The sequence below is a fragment of the Methylobacterium sp. JK268 genome, from assembly GCF_054052225.1.
Genome location: NZ_JBSVZN010000034.1, coordinates 17779 through 37233, shown reverse-complemented (window position 1 = coordinate 37233; position 19455 = coordinate 17779). Strand labels below are relative to the sequence as shown.

Sequence of the window (19455 nt, the reverse complement as noted above, 5' to 3'; positions counted from 1 at the left end):
CGCCACGGACGGAGACGCGTCGCTGGCGTCCCGGACCGAAGACGTGCGGCGCAGAACGCTGCCGCGACCGAGGGGCTGCCGTGCCGGATGTCCTCGCGCCCGAGGCTGGTCTGCTGCGCGGTGCGCTGGCCGCCTCGCCCCTGCCCTCCCTGTTGCTCGACGCCGAGGACGCGATCCGGTTCGTGAACGCCGCCGCGGCGCGGGGGCTTGACGCGGCGCCGGACGACCTCCTCGGGCAGCCGCTCGCCAGCTTCTGCGGCGAGGCCGAGGCGGCGAGCGCCCTGCGCCTCCTGCTGCGCGCCTCCGCGCCGGCGGCCGGCGAGGTGCTGCTGCGCCGCCGCGACGGCAGCACGCTCTGGGCCGCCCTGCACCTCTCGCCGGTCGGCGACGGGACGGGGCTGCGCCTCGTCCAGTGGCTCGACGTGTCCCGGCGCCGCGACCTCGACTCGGCGCTCGCCCAGGCGCAGCGGCGCGAGGCGCTGGGTCAGCTCACCAACGGCGTCGCGCACGAGTTCAACAACCTGCTGCAGATCCTGGTGGGCTACGTCGACGGTCTCAAGCGCCGCCTCGGCGAGCACCCGGACCCCTTCGTTCAGCGGGCGCTCACCCGCGCGACCGATGCCGCCGAGCGCGCCACCACGCTGACGCGGCACCTCCTGGCCTTCTCGCGCAAGCACCGGCCCGAGCCGCGTCCGGTCGATCTCAACGCGCTCCTGCGCGGCTACGAGGCCCGGGCCCGCGCGATCCTGGGGCCCGGCATCGCGCTCGACCTCTCCCTCGACGGCGCCCTCTGGCCGGCCTGCCTCGACCCGATCCAGACCGAGCTGATCCTGCAGATCATGCTGTCCAATGCCCGCGAGGCGATGCCAGAGGGCGGGCACGTCACGATCGCCACCGCCAATCACGGCGGCGAGGGCGTGGCGGCGGACGGCACCCTGGGGCGCCACGTCGTCCTGACCGTCACGGATACCGGCGGCGGCATGCCCCCCGAGGTGCTGGCCCGCGCCCTCGAACCCTTCTTCACCACCCGCGAACCCGGCCGGGGCACGGGGCTCGCCATCCTCAACGCGCTGATGAAGCGCCAAAGCGGCAGCGTCGCCCTGCGCAGCGCGCTCGGCGAGGGCACGATCCTGCGCCTCAGCTTCCCGGCCGCCGAGCCGCCCCGGCTGACGAAGAACCGCCAGAGTTAATCCCGACTTTCGAAAAAATTTCGTCCTGGCGAAACCGCCACCCGTCGATGAGTGTGTCGGCGTCGAGACTCGTTGGTGCTGCCGGTACGGTGACGTCCGGCTCTTTTACTGGCGAGCGTCGCTCCCCATATCGGACGCGGGCATTTGATGCCCGAGTCGACTGCGTGAGGCGAAACGAACCCATGATGACCACCTTCACCCGCACACGCCGGCATGCGGCGGCGCTCGGCCTGGCGGCCCTGATGGCCGTGGCCGCGACGGCCGGGGAGGCGCGTCCGGGCATCTCGTCGGGCTCCGGCTTGGGCTCGCGCGGCTCGCGCACCTACTCGGCGCCCGCGCCGACCGCCACGGCGCCCGGCATGCCGGGCCCGATCCAGCGCTCGCAGACCGCGCCCGGCCCGACCATGAACAACCCCGGCTACGCGCCGCAGCCCGCGCGGCCCCGCTTCGGCGGCGGTTTCTTCGCTGGCCTGCTCGGGGCGGGCCTGCTCGGCGCGCTCCTCGGCGGCGGCTTCTTCGGCGGCCTCGGCGGGATCGGCTCCTTCATCGGCTTCCTGTTCCAGGTCGGCCTGCTCGTCGGCCTCGTGATGCTGGCGATGCGCTTCTTCCGCCGCCGCGATCCGCAGCCGGCCATGGCGGGCGGGTACGCCCGCTCGGGTCCGCCCCCGGCCCCGGGGCCGATCGGCGGCCTCGGCGGTGGCGGCGGCCGTCCGTCCGGCCCGCCGCAGCGTGACCAGGTCGGCATCGGCCCGGCCGATTACGAAGCTTTCGAGCGGACGCTGACCCAGGTTCAGTTGGCCTACGGCGCCGAGGATGTCGGGACCCTGCGCCGGCTCGCGACACCCGAGATGGTCGGCTACTTCACCGAGGAGTTGCAGGCCAACGCGGCTCGCGGCGTGGTCAACCGGATCTCGGACGTGAAGCTCCTGCAGGGCGACCTGTCGGAGGCGTGGCGCGAGGGACCGACCGACTACGCCACCGTCGCGATGCGCTACGCCCTGCGCGACGTGACGGTGGAACGTGGCTCGAACCGCGTCGTCGCCAACGGCGATCCGGAGGCCGTCGAGGTCTGGACCTTCCGCCGCGACCGCGGCGGGCCGTGGCTGCTCTCGGCCATCCAGCAGACCCGGTGAGCCGGCACAACGCGCCTTGCGCGTGAACCCTCCCCCCTCTGCGGGGGAGGGTGGCCCGGCCGTGAGGCCGGGTCGGGAGAGGGGAACCCCGGTGCCGGAAAAGCCTGAGGCGCTCTGACGGGCGCCTTATCCTGAAGCGGGGTTCCCCTCTCCCGGCCTGCCCCGCAGGCCACCCTCCCCCGCGGAGGGGGGAGGGTTCGGCTGCGGAGGGACTTCGACCGGCCGCAGCGCCCGCGCCATCGCGACGAACCCAGCCACCGGCACCTCCTCGGCCCGCGCCGTCTCGGGAATGCCGGCCGCCGCCAGCAGCGGTGCGGGATCCGGCGTCGCCGCCCGCAGGCTCTGGCGCAGCATCTTGCGGCGCTGCCCGAAGGCCGCCCCGGTCACCGCCTCCAGCGCCCGCACGCGGCAGGGCAGCGGATCCGGCCGCGGCACCAGCCGCACCACGCTCGACGTCACCTTCGGGGGCGGCACGAAGGCCGAGGGCGGCACGTCGAACAGGAGGCGCGCCTGCGTCCGCCAGCCACACAGCACGCCGAGCCGTCCGTAATTCGCCCGGTCGCCCTCGTCCGCGACGATCCGCTCCGCCACTTCGCGCTGGAACATCAGGGTCAGCGAGTCCCACCAGGGCGGCCAGGCCTCGGTCGAGAGCCAGCCGGTGAGGAGCGCCGTGCCGACATTGTAGGGCAGGTTGGCGACGATCCGGGCCGGGCCGTCCCCGACCAGCGGGCGAGGGTCGAAGGCGAGCGCGTCCGCCTCCACCACCTCGAGGCGGCCCGGGTAGTGCGCGGCGATCTCGGCGAGCGCCGGCAGCGCGCGCGGGTCGCGCTCGATCGCCACCACCCGCGCGGCGCCCTCCGCGAGCAGCGCCCGCGTCAGGCCGCCCGGCCCCGGACCCACCTCCACCACCGTGACGCCCGCGAGCGGCCCGGCCGCCCGGGCGATCCGCCCCGTGAGGTTGAGGTCGAACAGGAAGTTCTGCCCGAGCGCCTTGCGGGGCATGAGGTCGTGCGCGCGCACGACCTCCCGCAGGGGCGGCAACCCGTCGGCCGTCATCGCGCCGCAAGGCGGCCGGCCAGCCGCAGGGCCGCGATCAGGCTGTCGGGCTTGGCGAGGCCCCGCCCGGCGATGTCGAAGGCGGTGCCGTGGTCCGGCGAGGTGCGCAGGAAGGGCAGGCCCAGCGTCACGTTCACCCCCTCGTCGAAGGCGAGCGTCTTGATCGGGATCAGCGCTTGGTCGTGGGTCGGCGCCAGCGCCACGTCGTAGGCGGCCCGGGCGCGGGCATGGAACAGCGTGTCGGCCGGCAGCGGACCGCGGATGTCGATGCCCTCGTCCCGCAGCCGCGCGACGGCGGGGGCGAGCACGTCCCGGTCCTCGGTGCCGATGCTCCCCTCCTCGCCCGCATGCGGGTTGAGCCCCGCCAGTACGAGGCGCGGCACGGCCAGGCCGAAATGCCGCTGCAGGTCGCGGTCCACGATCCGGGCGGTCTCGACGACGAGGTCCTCGGTCAGCAAGTCAGGCACGCGCCGCAGGGGCACGTGGATCGTCACCGGCACCACCGCCAGCATGTCCGACCACAGCAGCATGACGGGGCGGGGCGCGACGCCATCCGGCCCCGCCGCGAGGGCCGCGAGGTACTCCGTGTGGCCCGGATGCCGGAAGCCGGCGGCGTAGAGGACGTGCTTGGCGATCGGGTTCGTCACCACGGCGCCCGCCCGGCCCGCGCGCACCAGCCGCACCGCCGCGTCGATCGAGGCGAGGGTCGCGGGCGCGGTCGCGGGATCGGGCCGCCCGGGCTCGGCGCGGACGGGCCGGTCGAGGGGCACGACCGGGAGCGCGCGGGAGAACACGGTCGCCGCCGTCTCGGGGCTCGCGGCCTCGACCGGAACCGGCAGGCCGAGGGCGGAGGCGCGCTGCGCGAGCCAGTCCGGATCCCCGATCAGGAAGAACGGGGCCAGTCCCACCGCCTCGCGCGCGGCCCAGGCCTTGAGGGTGATTTCCGGGCCGATCCCCGCGGGATCGCCCTGGGTCAGGGCGAGGCAAAGGCGCATCGCGGTCTCCTGCCGCCCGCGGACGGTCACCGCACCGACGTGGTCGTCGCGATCCCGTCCGTGGTCGTGGTGCTCGGGCTCAGGTTCTGGCGCACGTTCGCCTCGCCCAGCGTCCGCAGCTCAAGCCGCAGCAGCAGGGTCTCGTTCCGCTGGCGCAGGCCCACCGCCGTCTCGATCGGCGAGGAATAGTAGCTGAGCGACACGGTCGTGCACTCGTCGCGGTAGCCCACGCCGATCTGCGTCGAGGAGATGTAGAACTTGCTGCCCTTGACGTAGACCGGTGGGGTCCCGACCGGATTGAGCAGATAGGCATCGAGCGACGCCGCGTACTGGTCGCGCACCTCGAGGAAGTGCGACAGGTCGAGGAGCAGCGCCCCGGTGATGAACCAGTTCGGCGTGAAGTTGTAGGTGGCCGAGGCCTGGATGCCCTCGCGGCGGTAGTCGTAGCCGAGTTCCGGCTGCGCCGCGTAGCGGGCGTACAGGATCGAGGTGTCGAGCGGCAGGAACGGCGAGAACTTGGCGAAGATGCCGGTCTCCAGCCGCTTCAGCGCGAAGGTGTCGTTGTCGAAATTCGCCCGCGTGATGAAGCTGATGTTCTGGTTCGGCGAGACCTGGAAGCGGGTGACGAAGTTCGAGAATCGCTTGTCCAGCCCGGAATCGAGGCCGACATTGGCGATGTCGCCGCGCCGGAACGAGTTCACGCCGGCGAGCGCGATCGACTCGCCGACCAGCGCGTTGGCGTGGAAGCCGTTGTTCGTGGTGATCGCGTATTCCGCGCCCAGATTGGCGCGGACCCCGCCCTCGACCCGGTCGTAGCCCGAGAACTTGTCCCACTGGAACAGGTTGGTGTCGTCGAAGACGAGGCTCTGGGCGTCCTCGTTCGGCAGCCGGCCGATATGCGTCTCACTCGGCCGCGCGATCACCTGGGCGATCGGCGTCACCGTGTGTACCCCGAGCGGGCCCATGTCGGACACGAAGGGGTAGCGGTATTCCAGCCCGACGGCCGGCATCACGCGGCCCGAGAAGTTGGTGTCCGGCGAGAACAGGCTGGCGACCTGGGCGTTCTGATACGAGGTCGTGTTCGGATCGACGTAGAAGGCGTCCGCGCGCAGGTACGCGAAGGGCTGCCAGACCTGCCCGAACTCGTCCACGAACTCCCGCCGCCACGACACCTGGCCGGAGAGCCGCGTGTCGAGGCCCGCGAGGCCGCGCACGATGCACTGGCCGCGCTGGAAGACCGTGCAGGTCGGGTAGAGCGGGTAGGAGATGCCCGACAGGCTCGGCGACAGCAGGTAGGAGCGGGTGCGCGGGATCTCCTCGAACTGCGTCGCGCTCCGCGTCAGGTTCTGGACGTTCATCTGCCAGCGCACCTCGCCCCCGAGCGGGTCGGGGCCGGTGATGCGCTTGTCGTAGTCGATCACCGGGGCGACGACCGGCTGCTGCTTCTGCCAGTCGTAGGTGGACAGGCCCTTGAAGTAGTAGCCCCGCGCCTCGAACCAGGAGCGGTCGCCCTGGCCGATCAGGTAGGCGGTGGAGACCGCCTCGCGGAAGTAGTCGGTGGTGATCGCCTGGTTGCGGATGCGGTAGTTGTCGAGGAACCACTTGTCGGTCACGCCGACCACGTCCCAGCCCGCGCGCCATTGCGGGCTCAGGTAGAACTGGCCGGCGGATTCCACGGAGCCGCGGAACTCCCGGTCGCCCGGTCCGAGCGGGGAGGACAGGAACACGCTCGGCGTCGTCTGGAAGATGCCAGACAGCCGCAGGTTGTAGAAGCCGTTGGCGAGGCGCTGGCGCCACTCCATCTGCCCGAGCACGCCCTGCTTGGTGGAGAAGGTCGGCGTCACCGTGAGGTCGTAGTCGGGCGCGATGTTCCAGAAGAACGGCGTGCCGATGCCGTAGCCCAACACCCCCGAGGTCACGAAGTGGGGGGTCAGGAAGCCCGTCTCGCGCTTCACCGTCGGGTCGGGCGTGTAGAAGTAGGGCAGGTAGGCGACCGGGATGCCGGCGATCTCCACCGAGGCGTCCTCGTAGTAGATCCGCCGCTCCTGATTGTTGTGGATGATCCGGGCGGCCTTGACCTGCCACAGGGGCGGGCGCTCCGGGTGGTCCTTGCACGGCTCGCAGGCCGTGTAGGTGCCGCGCTCGAAGATCGTGGTCTCGCCCTCGACCCGCTCGGCGCGCGGGGCGGAGAAGCGGACCCGGGCGACGCGGCCGCGCGGCGCGATCGTCTGCTGCAGGCGCAGGCTGTCGATGAAGCCGGTCTTGAAATCGTCCGTCAGCTCCATCCGGTCGCCGGTCACCACCGCGCCGGATTCCTCCGTCAGCCGGACGTTGCCCTCCGCGAAGACCCGGCCGCTGCCGCGGTCGTAGCGCACCCGGTCGGCGAGCAGCGTGCGCGCGCCGTAATGCAGTTCGGCATTGCCGACCGCCAGCACCGTGTTGTGGTCGTTGTCGTAGACGAGTTCCTGCGCCTCGACGAGGAGGCGCTGCTCGCCCCCGCCCGGGGCGGCGCGCTTCGCCGCGCTGGCGTTCACGCGGTCGTTGAGGGTCGATTGCGCGCGCGCCGGCCCGGTCAGCCCCGCCGACAGGGCGAGGGCCGGCAGCAGCGCCAGCACCAGGGCGACCGCCCGCGAGGCGACCGTACGCACGACCAGACCCATCCACGCACCCGTTGCCGTCGCTGCCGCCGACCGGAGGGACTGCATCAGCCGTCCTCCTGGTAGAGAAGCGCGAGCGTACCGAGCAGACTCCCTACCACGGCCGGGAACCACGCCGCCACCGGGGCGGCGACGATCCCGGCCGCGCCGAGGCCCTCCATGATCTGGCGGGCGACGTAGAGCGCGAAGCCCGCCGCGACGCCCGCGAGGGCCATTCGGCCGATCCCACCAAACCGGAAGAACCTTAATGAAACGGAGGCGGCCACCAGCACCATCGCGACGAACAGCATCGGTCGGGCGATCAGCACCGCCCGCTGCAGACGATAGCGCGTCGCGTCCAATCCCGCCCGCTCCGTCCGTGCGATCGTCTCGCCGAGTTGCCAGAAAGGCACGGAATCCGGCGGGGTGAAGCGCTGGCGCACCTGGCTCGGCACCAGGTTCGAGGCGACCAGGTAGGTGTCGTAGCTCTCGGGCTGCGAATCCTTGGCGAGGACCCGGGCGTCCTGCAATTCCCAGTAGCCGTCGTGCAGGATCGCCCGCCGCGCCTCGATCTCCTGCGCGAAGTCGCCCTGCGCGTCGAAGGTGAAGACGCTGACGCCCGCGAGCGTGGTCGTGCCCTCGACGACCGTGCTCGCCCGCACGATCGCCTGGCCGTCGACGGAGCGCTGGCGGATCCAGAGGTCGTCACCCGGTCCTCCCTTGGCCGAGCGGGCGAACAGCCGCGCCTCGACCTGCGTGGAGCGCTGCTTGAGCGAGGCGGCGAGGGGATTGTAGCCGCCCACCATCAGGGCGCCGATGGCGAGGGCGACGAGGATCCCCGGCAGCAGGAACTGCCAGGCCGAGATGCCGGCCGCCCGCGCCACCACGAGTTCGAGCTTGCGGCTGAGCTGCAGCAGCGCCCCCATCGCCCCGAACAGGATCGCGAAGGGCATGACCTGCTCGGCCACCGTCGGCGTGCGCAGCAGCGACAGGTGGGCGACGGTGAGCGCGCTGATCCCCTGGGTGTCCCCGGCCCTTCGCATCAGCTCGACGAAGTCGAGGGTGTAGACCAGCACGAAGACGGTCAGGAACACGCCCGCGATCATGCGCAGGAACCGGCCCGCGATGTAGCGGCCGAGGGTGGGTCCGATCAGCATCGCGCCCTCAGCCATGGCTCGGCCGCAGCCGCGGCCGGCCCGCTCCGGCCTGGCGCAGGCGTCGGACCAGGGCGGCGTTGAAGGCCCGCACCCGGTTGCCCTGGAAGGCGACGAGGAGCGCCAGGGCGCAGGCGAGAAGCGGCACCGCGTAGAGCGCGGCCGTCCCGCCGACGCTGCGCACCGCGGCGCCCGCCGCCGCGAATCCGGCGATCCGCAGGCCGACGATCGCCGCCACCGCGCCCGCCACCGCGAGCCCCCGCCCCTGGCGGGTGGTGCGCGGGTCGCCGAGGGCCGCGAAGGCGATCAGCGCCATCGCGAGGGGGTAGAGCCAGGCGGTGAAGCGGTCGTGCAGCTCGGCCCGGAACCGCCCCTTCACGAGCTTGTAGTAGCGCTCGTTGGGGTCCGGGAACAGGAGCTGCGCCGTCGAGCGCTCCCGCGGCTTGTAGATCGTGTCCGTGTCCGGCGGCGTGAAGGCCGCGAGGTCGACCGCGTAGCGCACGAAGGTGATGATCGAGGCGTCGCGGCTGTTCGGCTGCTGCCGGTGGATGCTGCCCTTCTCCAGGACGAGGTAGGTCGCCCCGTCGAGGTCGACGGCCTGGCCGCGCTCGGCGAGGTAGGTGACGCTGCGCCCGGCCTCCCGCCGGTCCTGCATGAAGATGCCGAGCAGCACGCCGCCCGGCGCGCGCTCGCGGAAATGGAAGGTGATGCCGTTGTCGAGGCTGGTGAACTGCCCCTCCTGGACCACGTTGGCGATGAAGTCGCCCCGCATCCGGGTGAGCATCTCGCGCAGCTCCTGGAAGCTCGACGGAAGCATCTGGATGGTCAGGAAGGCGACTCCCGCGCTCACGATCAGCGCGAGCGTCAGGAACGGCCGCAGCAGCTGGCGGGGCGACATCCCGGCGGCGCTCATCACGATCAGTTCGGAATCGCCGTTGAGCCGGTTGAGGGTGTGGACCACCGCCACGAACAGGGCGACCGGCGCCACGATCGCGAGCAGTGCCGGGACCGACAGGCCGGTGATCAGGAAGAAGATCAGCAGCGTCTGACCCTTGGCCGTGACCAGATCGAGCTCGCGCAGGGCCTGGGTCACCCAGATCACGCCGGTCAATCCCGCCAGGCATGCCAGAAAGGCGGAGAGCGCGATGCGGAAGATGTAACGCTCGATCTGCTTCATCGGCTCGTCGCGGTCGGGCCCCCTCCCGCGGCACAGGGGTTAAGCTGCGGAGGTCGTCCGCACAAGCGCCGCGCCTCTCCTGGCGCCGGGAACGCGGCCTTTTGCGGGCGATTTCGTTTCCGCTGCGTGGTCGGCACCACAGCGCGCGGGCCGCGCGGCCGGTCGACGCGCGCCCGGGCCCTCGCGCCGCCGCGCGTTGCCTTGCCGTGGGCCCGCCCGCTACACAGGGTCCTTCAGGCGGCTTCAAGTTCCCCACAAGGTGAAAGCAGCGTCATGGCGGACGGCATCAGCATCGCGTTCGACTCCTTCGGATCGGCCAGGGACTCGGTCAAGAGCCTGGCCCGGGCGGGGGAGGGGGGAGACCTCGTCGTGTTCGTCGGCGAGGACCTCGTCCTCTCGGGCCGGGCGGCGGACCTCGCGGGCGAGGCGGCCGGCCCCCTGGTGGCGCGGGCGGCCGCGGCCGAGCGCTTCAAGGGCAAGGCGAACGCGGTCCTGACCGTGACGGCGCCCGCGGGCGTGACGGCGGAGCGGCTGGTCGTGGTGGGACTCGGCCCGGAGGCGGAGCGGGGCAAGCTCGACTGGGCGGCCCTGGGCGGCGCCGTCGCCGGCAAGGTCGGCGGGCGGCGCGCCCTGGTGGTCCTCGACGCCGCCCCGGGCGCCGAGGCGGCGGCCGAGTTCTCCCTCGGGCTGCGCCTGCGCGCCTACAAGTTCGACCGCTACAAGAGCAAGAAGGGCGAGGCGGAGGAGACCGGCGGCGGCAAGGTGACGGTGGTGGTGGAGGAGCCCGCCGCCCTCCAGGCGCCGCTCCGGGCCGCGGAGGCGGTGGCCGAGGGAGTCATCCTGGCGCGCGACCTCGTCAACGAGCCGCCGAACGTCCTTGATCCGGAGGAATTCGCCCGCCGCACGAAGGCGCTGGAGGCGCTCGGCGTCTCCGTGGAGATCCTCGACGCGGCGGCCATGGGCCGCATCGGCATGCGCGCACTGCTGGCGGTCGCGCAGGGCTCCGCCAAGGAGCCCCGCACGGTGGTGATGCGCTGGAACGGCGCGGAGGATCCCTCCGCCCCGCCGGTCGCCTTCATCGGCAAGGGCGTCTGCTTCGATTCCGGCGGCATCTCCATCAAGGGGAGCGGCGGCATGGAGGACATGAAGGGCGACATGGCGGGCGCGGCCTGCGTGGTCGGCCTGATGCACGCGCTCGCGAGCCGCAAGGCGAAGGTGAACGCGCTCGGCGCGATCGGCATCGTCGAGAACATGCCGGACGGCAACGCCCAGCGGCCGGGCGACATCGTCACCTCCCTGTCCGGGCAGACGATCGAGATCATCAACACCGACGCGGAGGGCCGGCTCGTCCTGGCCGACGTGATCACGCACGTCCAGCAGGCCTACAAGCCGCGCTTCATGATCGACCTCGCGACCCTGACGGGAGCGATCCTGGTCGCGCTCGGCCAGGAATATGCCGGGATGTTCGCCACGAGCGACGAGCTCGCGGCGCGGCTGGCGGCGGCGGGCGAGGTCACGGGCGAGAAGGTCTGGCGGATGCCGCTGGCGCCGGGCTTCGACAAGCTGATCGACTCGAAGTTCGCCGACATGAAGAACACCGGCGGGCGTCACGGCGGCTCGGCCACGGCCGCGCAGTTCATCAAGCGCTTCGTGACCGACGTGCCGTGGATCCACCTCGACATCGCCGGCGTGGGCATGAACGCCCCGTCGAGCGAGATCAGCCGCTCCTGGGGCTCGGGCTGGGGCGTGCGCCTGCTCGACCGGCTGGTGCGCGACCACTACGAGGGGTGAGGGCGAAGCGTCTCATGGTTCACGGGGAAAACCGAACGGGCGCGTGAGACGCCTCACTCCCTGCGACCACGATCACGGGCGGACCCTGTGCTTCCGCCCCATGGCGCGGGATCCGCTCTGGACGTCGGGTCGCGCGCGTGCCCTCTCCCCGCGTGCGGCTACGGTGTGCACACACCATAGGAAAACATGTTCTGTATCAAAAGGATGATCGTTCCGATCGACCAGACTTCGAGCGGATCCTTCATCGCTCAGCCGCACCCGCTGCGCGATCGCCAGCAGGGCATCGCAAGGCTCGATCGACGCCGACGGAGCTCAAGACCGGTCGATTTCATCCAGTCAGGTGATGGTGAGCCACAGATTCAAACCCGGCTCATGGCAACAAACCCAACTCCTCATGCTGAGGTGCGACCGAAGGGAGCCTCTGGCGGGCCGCAGGCCCGCACGCACCCCAGAACAGCTTATCCAATGCACTCTTCTCTTGGATTGACGGTTGGGGGTGCTTCGAGGCTGCTGCGCAGCACCTCAGCATGAGGGGTGTTGTGCCTTCCAGTTTCGTTCAGCCGATGGGCTGGCTTCAGAGATGTGTGCACACGGTAACCCGCCCGGGAGAGGGAAGAGGGGAGAGGCGCCCCTTATTCACAGAACAGCCGTGTTCTTCTAAGGGAGAGCCGGAATCGTGACCGAGGGACGGACCGTGACCCTCTCCGCCCGGACCCTGATCAAGGCCGTCCTGCCCCTCGCGGCGGCCCTCGCCGCGGTCGCGCTCGCCTTCGCCACCGGTCTCAGCCAAGCCCGCCTCGAGGCGGCGGGATACGGAGCGTGGTTCTACGGCTTCTTCCTCGACCTGTTCCCGCTCTACCCCTTCGCGATCGTGTACGGGATCGCCCGAATCCTCGCCGTGACGGGCGAGGCCATGGACCGGCCCGCCGCCCTGCGCCTTCTCGGCGCGATCCTCGGGATTGGCCTGCTGCTCGCCCTGTCGCTCTACCCGACCTTCGGCGGCGCGGTGCTGCGGGCCGGCTTCATGGTCGGCGGGATGAGCTTCCTCAACGGGGTGCCGCTTCCCGCCGCCCGGGCGCTCGGGGCCCTCGCGGCGATGCTGCCCTTCGGCGCGGCGCTCGGCCTCGCGGGCCTCGTCGGCGGCCGAAAGGGGAGCCGGGGCCGCTGGCTGCGGGGGCTGGTCCGGGCCGCCGCCCTGTGGTGGGCGCTCGCGATCCTCGGCCTCGCCCGTGCCCTCGGCCTCGTGGGCTGGCCGCAGCGCCCCCTCGACGGGCGCGAGGCCCTGCTCGCGGCCGGGCTCGTCGCCGCGGCCTTCCTTCCGCACCTCCTCGCCGCGACCCTGGGGGCCGGGGGTGCTGCTCTCAGGCGCGGTGGTTGAATCGGCCCGGCGGAGGCGCTAGGCCAGATCCCAGAGGAGACCCGGGCGAGCCGGGCTGACGTGACGGACGGCGTGCGCCCGCGAGGGCCGCCGCAGGAGGAACGCGATGGCAGACCCCGTGCGAGTCTCGTCGGCCCGCAACCCCGACCGGCCGTGGCTGCGGGCCTATCCCGAGGGGATGCCGACGGAGATCGATGCCGACCGGCTCGGGACCCTCGCCGACCTCTTCGCGCGCTCGACGTCCCGCTACGGGGATCGTCCCGCGATCCGCTGCTTCGGCGGCACGCTCACCTATTCCGACCTGAAGGCGGGCGCCGAGGCCTTCGCGGGCTGGTTGCAGGCGCAGGGCATCCGCAAGGGCGACCGCGTCGCCCTGATGCTCCCCAACGTCCCGGCCTACCCGATCGCCCTGTTCGGCGCCCTGATCGCCGGCGCCACCGCCGTCAACGTCAACCCGCTCTACACGGCGCGGGAACTCACCCATCAGGTGGGCGACGCGGGCGCGCGGGTGCTGGTCGTGCTGGAGAACTTCGCCGCCGTGGTCGCCCAGGCGCTGCCCGCGCTGCCCGGCCTGGAGCGGGTCGTCGTGACCGGTCCCGGCGACGCGCTGGGCCTGCGCGGTCGTTTGATCAATCTGGCGGCGCGTCATCTGAAGAAGGCGGTGACGCCCTACAGCCTGCCCGCGGAGAGGACCGAGACCTTTCCGGCCGCCCTTTCGGTGGGCCGCCGGACCGGCTTCACCCCGGTCGCGATCGCCCAGGATGACCTCGCCTTCCTGCAATATACCGGGGGCACGACCGGCGTCTCCAAGGGAGCGATGCTCACCCACCGCAACGTGGTCGCCAATATCGAGCAGTCCCGGCTCTGGTTCCGCATGAGCGAGGACGAGCCGGCCGGCCGCGTCATGGTCACGGCCCTGCCCCTCTACCACATCTATGGCTTGACCTGCTGCTTCTTCTTCATGACGCAGCTCGGGGCCTGCTGCCTGTTCGTGCCGAACCCGCGGGACATCGCGGGCTTCGTGAAGCTGCTGCAGCGGAACCGCTTCACCAACCTGTCGGGCGTGAACACGCTGTTCAACGCGCTCCTCAACCATCCGGACATCGGCAAGGTCGACTGGTCCCACCTCGAATACGCCAATGCGGGCGGCATGGCCGTGCAGGCCGTGGTGGCGCGGCGCTGGAAGGCGCTCACCGGCCGGCCGATCATCGAGGGCTACGGCCTCTCCGAGACCTCGCCGGTGGTCTCCGTCAACCCGCGCGACCTGACCGAGTGGTCCGGGACGATCGGCTACCCGGTGCCCGGCACGGAGGTCAGCGTGCGCAGCGAGGCCGGCGACGAGGTGCCGATCGGCGAGGCGGGCGAACTCTGCGTGCGCGGCCCCCAGGTGATGCCCGGCTACTGGCAGCGCCCCGACGAGACCGCCAAGGTGATGACGCCGGACGGCTTCTTCCGCACGGGCGACGTCGCCGTGCTGCAGCCGGACGGGCAACTGCGCCTCGTGGACCGCATGAAGGACATGATCCTGGTCTCCGGCTTCAACGTCTACCCGAACGAGGTCGAGGACGTGCTCGCCACCCATCCCGGCGTGCTGGAGGTCGCGGTGGTCGGGCGGCCCGCGCCGGAGACCGGGGAGGCGGTGGTCGCCCACGTGGTGAAGCGCGATCCCGATCTGACGCCCGAGGCCCTGCGCGCCTTCGCCCGCAAGACCCTCACGGCCTACAAGGTTCCGCGCGAGATCGTCTTCCACGACACCCTGCCCAAGAGCAACGTCGGCAAGGTGCTGCGGCGCGAGCTGCGCGACGGGGCCGCCTGATCCCGCGACCGCCCGCGGTCGTCGGATCGCCGCCGATCTGACGATCGGCCCCGATCGTCAGATCGGCCGCACTTCGTCCGGCCGCAGCTTGAGACGGGCGGTCAGGCGGTCCGAGAGGGTGCCGCTCAACTCGACCGTCGCGTCGGGATCCGTGACGGCGCGCACGGCTTCGATCGCCGCGGCGGCGTCGCGCGCCATGGCCACGTAGACCTGGAGCGGGAGCGTCCCGCCGACCTCGCTCGCGGGGGACACCGCGACCGTGAAGGCGGTCTGTCTGGACGTCTTCGTGGGCATGCGGCTCTATGGCACGCCCACATCCGCCTGTCTTGGGCTTTCTCCGTCCACCGAAGTTGCCTTGTCATGACGTAGCGTCAATCCAATACGCTCGGGCGGTGGCAGGTCGTGGAGAGAGTCGAGCGGCAATGGGCGCCTCCAAACCGGTCGTACTGCCCGCGGCGAATCTCGCCGGGATCGACGTGATCGACGGCGGCGACACGCTGGCGCTCCGCTTCGCGGCCGAGGCGGGCGGTGAGGCGTTCCTGCTGCTGCCGGTGGAGGCCGCCGCCGGGCTCGCGTCCGCGCTGGCGCGGAGCGCCGCCGAGGCCCGCCGCATTCGGGCCGCCACGCTGCAGGGCCGTCCCCTCCCGGCCGCCAAGCCGGGCGCGGTGCGACTCGCCGGGGAGTAACCCGGGGCGTCGCCTCGCCGAACCGTGATTGGCGACGGGGCCGCCGCGTTCCAATGTCCCGGGCGGACAGGGCGGACGGATCGCCCCTGGGAGACGGACATGCACATCAAGGCGAGGCGCGGCTGGGAGATCCCGGAGAGCGCGGCGACTCCCGAAGCGGTTTTCCTCGACCGCCGGTCCCTGATCGGCGGGGCGCTCGGTCTCGCCGCCGCGTCCCTCGCGGTCGAGCCCGCCCGCGCCGCCATTCCGGGCGAGGGGACGGGCGCGCGCAAGACCGCGGACCTCTACCCGGCCAAGCGCAACGAGGCCTACGCCCTCGACCGGCCGGTCACCGACGAGCGCTACAGCGCCGATTACAACAACTTCTACGAGTACGGCACCGACAAGACGGTGACGCCGGCCTCGGACGCCCTGAAGGTCGATCCCTGGACGATCAAGGTGGACGGTCTCGTCGAGAAGCCGTTCGAGATTGGCTTCGAGGACCTCGTCCGCAAGCTGCCCCTGGAGGAGCGCCTGTACCGGCATCGCTGCGTCGAGGCGTGGTCGATGGCCGTGCCCTGGACGGGATTCCCGCTCGCCGCCCTGGTGGCGCTCGCCAAGCCCACCGCCGACGCGCAGTACGTCCAGATGCAGACCTTCCTCGACAAGGCGATGGCACCGGGCCAGCGGCGGTTCTTCTATCCGTGGCCCTACACGGAGGGGCTCACCCTGGCCGAGGCGGGCAACGACCTCGCCTTCGTGGTCACCGGCGTCTACGGCAAGCCGCTGCTGAACCAGTTCGGGGCGCCGCTGCGGCTGGCCGTGCCGTGGAAGTACGGCTTCAAATCCGTGAAGTCGATCAACCGCATCACCTTCACGGCCGAGCGCCCGAAGACCTTCTGGGAGGGGTTGCAGGCCTCCGAGTACGGTTTCTGGGCGAACGTGAATCCGGCGGTGCCGCATCCGCGCTGGAGCCAGGCGAGCGAGCGCGTGCTCGGCACCGACCAGCGCGTGCCGACGCTCCTCTTCAACGGCTACGCCGAGCAGGTCGCGGGCCTCTACAAGGGGCTAGAGAAGGAGCGGCTCTACGCTTAGCCGGGTCGCAGGACCGGGGATCGGACGACCTTAAGAGCGCCGCCCCTTTTCCGGGCGCATGCAGCGCCAGCGGAATGCGACCCGGAAACCAGCGCAAGACTCCGCGAAGCGACCGGTTGTCAGCACCCTTGCTGGCATTCGGAGCCGCTTCGCGGCGATTCATCATCTGGTTTCCGGATCTCCTTCCGCTGGCGCTTCCGTCGTCCGGAAAAGGGGAACTCGGAAGAAGCGGGTGCCTCCTGGTCTCATCCGCCAGGATTCACCTCGGCATGTCCGATCAATACGTCCAGCGCTGCGCCTTGGCGACGAGGAAGTCCCGGAAGGCCTGGACGCGCGCGACGGAGCGCATCTCCTCCGCGTAGACGAGGTAGCTCTCCAGGTTCGGCATCTCGATGTCGCGCAGCACCTGGGCGAGGAGCGGGTTCCCGTTCGCCGCGTAGTCCGGGAGGATGCCGATGCCGGCCCCGGTCTCCACCGCCACCTGCAGGGCCGAGATGTTGTTGACCGTGAACTGCACGTTGCGCGGCTCGCGCCCCTCGCGTCCGGCCGTCGACAGCCAGTGCGTCGCCATGAGGTAGGAGGGCTGGTCGCCGCCGAACGAGACGATGCGGTGCTTGTCGAGGTCCTCGATCGTCTTCGGCTCGCCGAAGCGCTTGATGTACTCGAGCGAAGCGAAGACATGGTAGTGCACCGTGAACAGCCGGCGCTGGATCAGGTCCGGCTGGGCCGGGCGGCGCAGGCGGATCGCCACGTCCGCCTCGCGCATGGCGAGGTCGAGCTCCTCGTTGGTGAGGATCAGCTCGATGCGCACCTCCGGGTGCAGGTCGAGGAACTCGGCGACGCGCTGCGACAGCCAAGCGGTGCCGAGCCCCACGGTCGTCGTCACCTTGAGGTCCCCCGACGGCCGCTCGCTCGTCTCGACGAGGCGCGCGCGGGTGGTCTCCAGCCGCATCTTCATGTCCCGGGCCGCCCGGAACAGCAGGTCGCCCTGCTCGGTGAGGATCAGCCCGCGGGCGTGCCGGTGGAACAGCGGCGCCTTCAGCTCGCGTTCGAGCGCGCTGATCTGGCGGCTCACCGCCGACTGGCTGAGGCCGATGTCGTCACCCGCCTTCGTGAAGCTGCCCGCCTCAGCGACGTTCAGGAAGATCCGGATCTTGTCCCAATCCACGGCCGTTCACCCCCGGCGCCAGAGTCCCGGCCGGCGAGCATCGGCGGGCGGCTCTCGCGAACGCGTACAGTCGTTGCGCCGCGGCGGCGGGCGGGGCGGGCCCCGCCGGTGCCGCGACAGGTCCCGCTCGGTCGCCTACTCGGCGGCGGCCTGGCGCGGCGTCTCGCCGATCGCCAGGTTCGCCAGGTACTTCTCGGCCTCCAGGGCGGCCATGCAGCCCATGCCGGCGGCGGTGATCGCCTGCCGGTAGACGTCGTCCGTCACGTCGCCGGCCGCGAACACGCCCGGGACCTCGGTCGCCGCCGTGCCGGGCGTCACCGCGAGGTAGCCGCCCGCGCGCAGGGGCAGCTGGCCCTCGAACAAAGCCGTCGCCGGCTGGTGGCCGATCGCCACGAAGATCCCGTCGGCCTTGCGCTCGCTGATCGCGCCGGTCCGCACGTCCTTCAGCCGGACATGGGTGACGGAGGGCGGGCGGTCGCTGCCGCAGATCTCCTCGACCGTGTGGTTCCACACCACCTCGACGTTCGGATGGCGGAACAGCCGCTCCTGCAGGATCCGCTCGGCGCGGAAGCCGTCGCGGCGATGCACGACCGTCACCTTGGAGGCGAGGTTGGCGAGGTAGAGCGCCTCCTCGACGGCGGTGTTGCCGCCGCCGACCACCAGCACCTCCTTGCCCCGGAAGAAGAAGCCGTCGCAGGTGGCGCAGGCCGAGACGCCGAAGCCCTGGAACTTCGCCTCGGAGGGCAGGCCGAGCCACTTCGCCTGGGCGCCGGTGGCGATGATCAGGGCGTCGCAGGTGAAGACCGCGCCGGAATCCGCCTCCAGGCGGAAGGGGCGGGTCTTCAGGTCGACCTTGGCGATGTATTCCGACACGATGCGGGTGCCCACGTGCTCCGCCTGCGCGCGCATCTGCTCCATCAGCCAGGGGCCCTGGACCGCCTCCGCGAAGCCCGGGTAGTTCTCCACGTCGGTGGTGATCATCAGCTGCCCGCCCGGCTGGAAGCCGGAGATCAGCAGCGGCTCGGCCATCGCGCGGGCGGCGTAGATCGCGGCCGTGTAGCCCGCCGGGCCCGAGCCGATGATGATGAGCTTCTCGTGGACGGGCGTCTCGTGGGTGATGGACATCGATGTCTCCGGGCCGACCCTCGCCGGCCTCAGGGGCCGGTCGTTCGGGCCTGCGGATCGCGCCGCCCGAGGAAGGCGGCCGCGACGGCCTCTGCGATCGCGGGGGTGAAATCTAAGGGTTCGTAGCGAGAACCTTCAAGTCTGCCCTGGAACGGATGCACAGCTCCGTACTCCCCGAGTGCGGCGAAGAACGGGCGATGCCGCACATAGGTATCACTGAGCGCGAAGAGGAGAACCGGGCGGCCGGTGGCCGCCGCTTCCGCCGCCATGTTGATGCTGTCCGTGGTCACGACGATCGCGTCGGCGAGCGCCAGCAGCGACAGGTAGGGGTTCTCGCCGCTTCCGTCCCAGAAGAATCCGCCCCGATGGTGAACGAGATCCGCCAGCGCCGCGCGCAGGGGAGGCGGCGTGCGGCGCGACGCGGTGACCATCAGGCTCGCCTCGCCGGCGAGGCGGTCGAGGGCGGCGAGGAAGCGCGCCTGCGCGTCCGGCCGCACCCGCCCGTGGCGGCCGTCGCCGCCCACCAGCACCGCGGCGCGCGGAGAGGGCAGGGCGGACAGGCGCGGGTCGGGCGCCGCCCGCGCGGCGGCGAGGCGGGCGGCGGAGACGCGGTGCGGCCCGGCCAGGGTCGCCAGCACGTTCGCTCCCCGCAGGCGGTCGTGGCGTGGCACCCACAGGAAATCCGCGGCCCCGGGACCGATGCGGGGATCGCGCAGGAAGACCGTGAAGGTCGCCCCGCTTGAGCGGTTTTTGAGCGCGCGGAGCGCCGGGACGGCCCGGCGGCCGGTGGCGATGGCGAGGTCGGGCCAGGGCGGGGCGAGGATCCGGTCGCGCGGATCGGCGGGGCCGCGCGGGGCGAGCCAGGAGAAGGGCGGCCGGGGCGCGACGCGCCGCTCCTCGGGGGTGAGGCCGAGGGCCTCGGCGAGGCCGCGGCAGGGCGCGAGATCGCCGGCCTTGCCGTCGGTGAGGATCCAGGCGGTGGTACCCGGTGGGAGCGTGGTCACGCCTCGGCATCGGGTCGCCGCGACCCCGGAGTCAAGCCCGGCGCCTTGTTTCCCGCGCGGCCGCCCTGTAGG

At 71.7% G+C, this 19455-nt stretch carries 16 protein-coding genes; 7 read left to right on the top strand and 9 right to left on the bottom strand.

The genetic code is table 11. From position 1 onward, the window contains the following. Positions 1-80 precede the first annotated feature (80 nt). Together ACW9J6_RS27535 and ACW9J6_RS27530 are read left to right on the top strand one after the other, a co-directional pair. Complete coding sequence (locus tag ACW9J6_RS27535) at positions 81-1190, top strand: ATP-binding protein (RefSeq protein WP_457119535.1); 1110 nt, start codon at positions 81-83, stop codon at positions 1188-1190. A 182-nt stretch (positions 1191-1372) separates the two neighbouring features. After that, positions 1373-2323: a Tim44 domain-containing protein gene (locus tag ACW9J6_RS27530; protein ID WP_457119534.1), complete on the top strand. Its 951-nt coding sequence runs from the start codon at positions 1373-1375 to the stop codon at positions 2321-2323. A 126-nt stretch (positions 2324-2449) separates the two neighbouring features. Here ACW9J6_RS27530 and rsmA read toward each other — a convergent pair whose 3' ends face one another. Genes rsmA through lptF form a run of 5 tightly spaced genes read right to left on the bottom strand, consistent with a single transcriptional unit; the run spans position 2450 to position 9341 of the window. After that, positions 2450-3379, bottom strand: coding sequence for a 16S rRNA (adenine(1518)-N(6)/adenine(1519)-N(6))-dimethyltransferase RsmA (rsmA, locus tag ACW9J6_RS27525; protein WP_457119533.1), 930 nt, complete (start codon positions 3377-3379; stop codon positions 2450-2452). Beyond that, on the bottom strand, positions 3376-4374 hold the full coding sequence (pdxA, locus tag ACW9J6_RS27520; RefSeq protein ID WP_457119532.1) for a 4-hydroxythreonine-4-phosphate dehydrogenase PdxA: 999 nt from the start codon (positions 4372-4374) through the stop codon (positions 3376-3378). The genes rsmA and pdxA overlap by 4 nt, the downstream gene beginning before the upstream one ends. Before the next feature lie 26 nt (positions 4375-4400). Next, positions 4401-7079 carry an LPS-assembly protein LptD gene (locus ACW9J6_RS27515; protein WP_457119531.1) on the bottom strand — a complete coding sequence of 893 codons (2679 nt, stop codon included), beginning with the start codon at positions 7077-7079 and terminating at the stop codon, positions 4401-4403. Further along, positions 7079-8167, bottom strand: coding sequence for an LPS export ABC transporter permease LptG (gene lptG, locus ACW9J6_RS27510; RefSeq protein WP_457119530.1), 1089 nt, complete (start codon positions 8165-8167; stop codon positions 7079-7081). The genes ACW9J6_RS27515 and lptG overlap by 1 nt, the downstream gene beginning before the upstream one ends. A 7-nt stretch (positions 8168-8174) precedes the next feature. After that, positions 8175-9341, bottom strand: a complete 1167-nt coding sequence (lptF, locus tag ACW9J6_RS27505) for an LPS export ABC transporter permease LptF (RefSeq protein WP_457119529.1) — start codon at positions 9339-9341, stop codon at positions 8175-8177. Positions 9342-9614: 273 nt separating this feature from the next. Here lptF and ACW9J6_RS27500 point away from each other — a divergent pair, with 273 nt between their 5' ends. From ACW9J6_RS27500 to ACW9J6_RS27490, 3 genes are all read left to right on the top strand, one after another. Beyond that, positions 9615-11132, top strand: coding sequence for a leucyl aminopeptidase (locus ACW9J6_RS27500; RefSeq protein ID WP_457119528.1), 1518 nt, complete (start codon positions 9615-9617; stop codon positions 11130-11132). Positions 11133-11808: 676 nt separating this feature from the next. Further along, entirely contained in the window at positions 11809-12510 is a 702-nt protein-coding gene (locus tag ACW9J6_RS27495; protein ID WP_457119527.1) for a hypothetical protein, read from the top strand. A gap of 106 nt (positions 12511-12616) precedes the next feature. Then, positions 12617-14326 (top strand): AMP-binding protein, encoded by a 1710-nt coding sequence (locus ACW9J6_RS27490; protein ID WP_457119526.1) that lies wholly within the window; start codon positions 12617-12619, stop codon positions 14324-14326. A 57-nt stretch (positions 14327-14383) separates the two neighbouring features. Here the strand turns inward: ACW9J6_RS27490 and ACW9J6_RS27485 are convergent, their stop codons facing one another. Continuing rightward, the gene (locus ACW9J6_RS27485) at positions 14384-14620 is read right to left on the bottom strand and encodes a hypothetical protein (RefSeq protein ID WP_457119525.1); all 237 of its coding nucleotides are present in this window, start codon (positions 14618-14620) and stop codon (positions 14384-14386) included. 128 nt (positions 14621-14748) lie between these two features. Between ACW9J6_RS27485 and ACW9J6_RS27480 the strand changes: the two genes are divergently transcribed. Continuing rightward, on the top strand, positions 14749-15012 hold the full coding sequence (locus tag ACW9J6_RS27480; protein ID WP_457119524.1) for a hypothetical protein: 264 nt from the start codon (positions 14749-14751) through the stop codon (positions 15010-15012). 99 nt (positions 15013-15111) lie between these two features. Then, a complete protein-coding gene (msrP, locus tag ACW9J6_RS27475) occupies positions 15112-16086 on the top strand; it encodes a protein-methionine-sulfoxide reductase catalytic subunit MsrP (protein ID WP_457119523.1) in 975 nt (324 codons plus the stop codon). A 277-nt stretch (positions 16087-16363) separates the two neighbouring features. Here the strand turns inward: msrP and ACW9J6_RS27470 are convergent, their stop codons facing one another. The 3 genes from ACW9J6_RS27470 to ACW9J6_RS27460 all read right to left on the bottom strand — a co-directional run bounded on the left by ACW9J6_RS27470 (position 16364) and on the right by ACW9J6_RS27460 (position 19383). Next, positions 16364-17254 carry a LysR family transcriptional regulator gene (locus tag ACW9J6_RS27470; RefSeq protein WP_457119522.1) on the bottom strand — a complete coding sequence of 297 codons (891 nt, stop codon included), beginning with the start codon at positions 17252-17254 and terminating at the stop codon, positions 16364-16366. A gap of 135 nt (positions 17255-17389) precedes the next feature. After that, positions 17390-18379 (bottom strand): thioredoxin-disulfide reductase, encoded by a 990-nt coding sequence (trxB, locus tag ACW9J6_RS27465; RefSeq protein ID WP_457119521.1) that lies wholly within the window; start codon positions 18377-18379, stop codon positions 17390-17392. 29 nt (positions 18380-18408) lie between these two features. Further along, positions 18409-19383: a mitochondrial fission ELM1 family protein gene (locus tag ACW9J6_RS27460; protein WP_457119520.1), complete on the bottom strand. Its 975-nt coding sequence runs from the start codon at positions 19381-19383 to the stop codon at positions 18409-18411. Positions 19384-19455 lie beyond the last annotated feature (72 nt).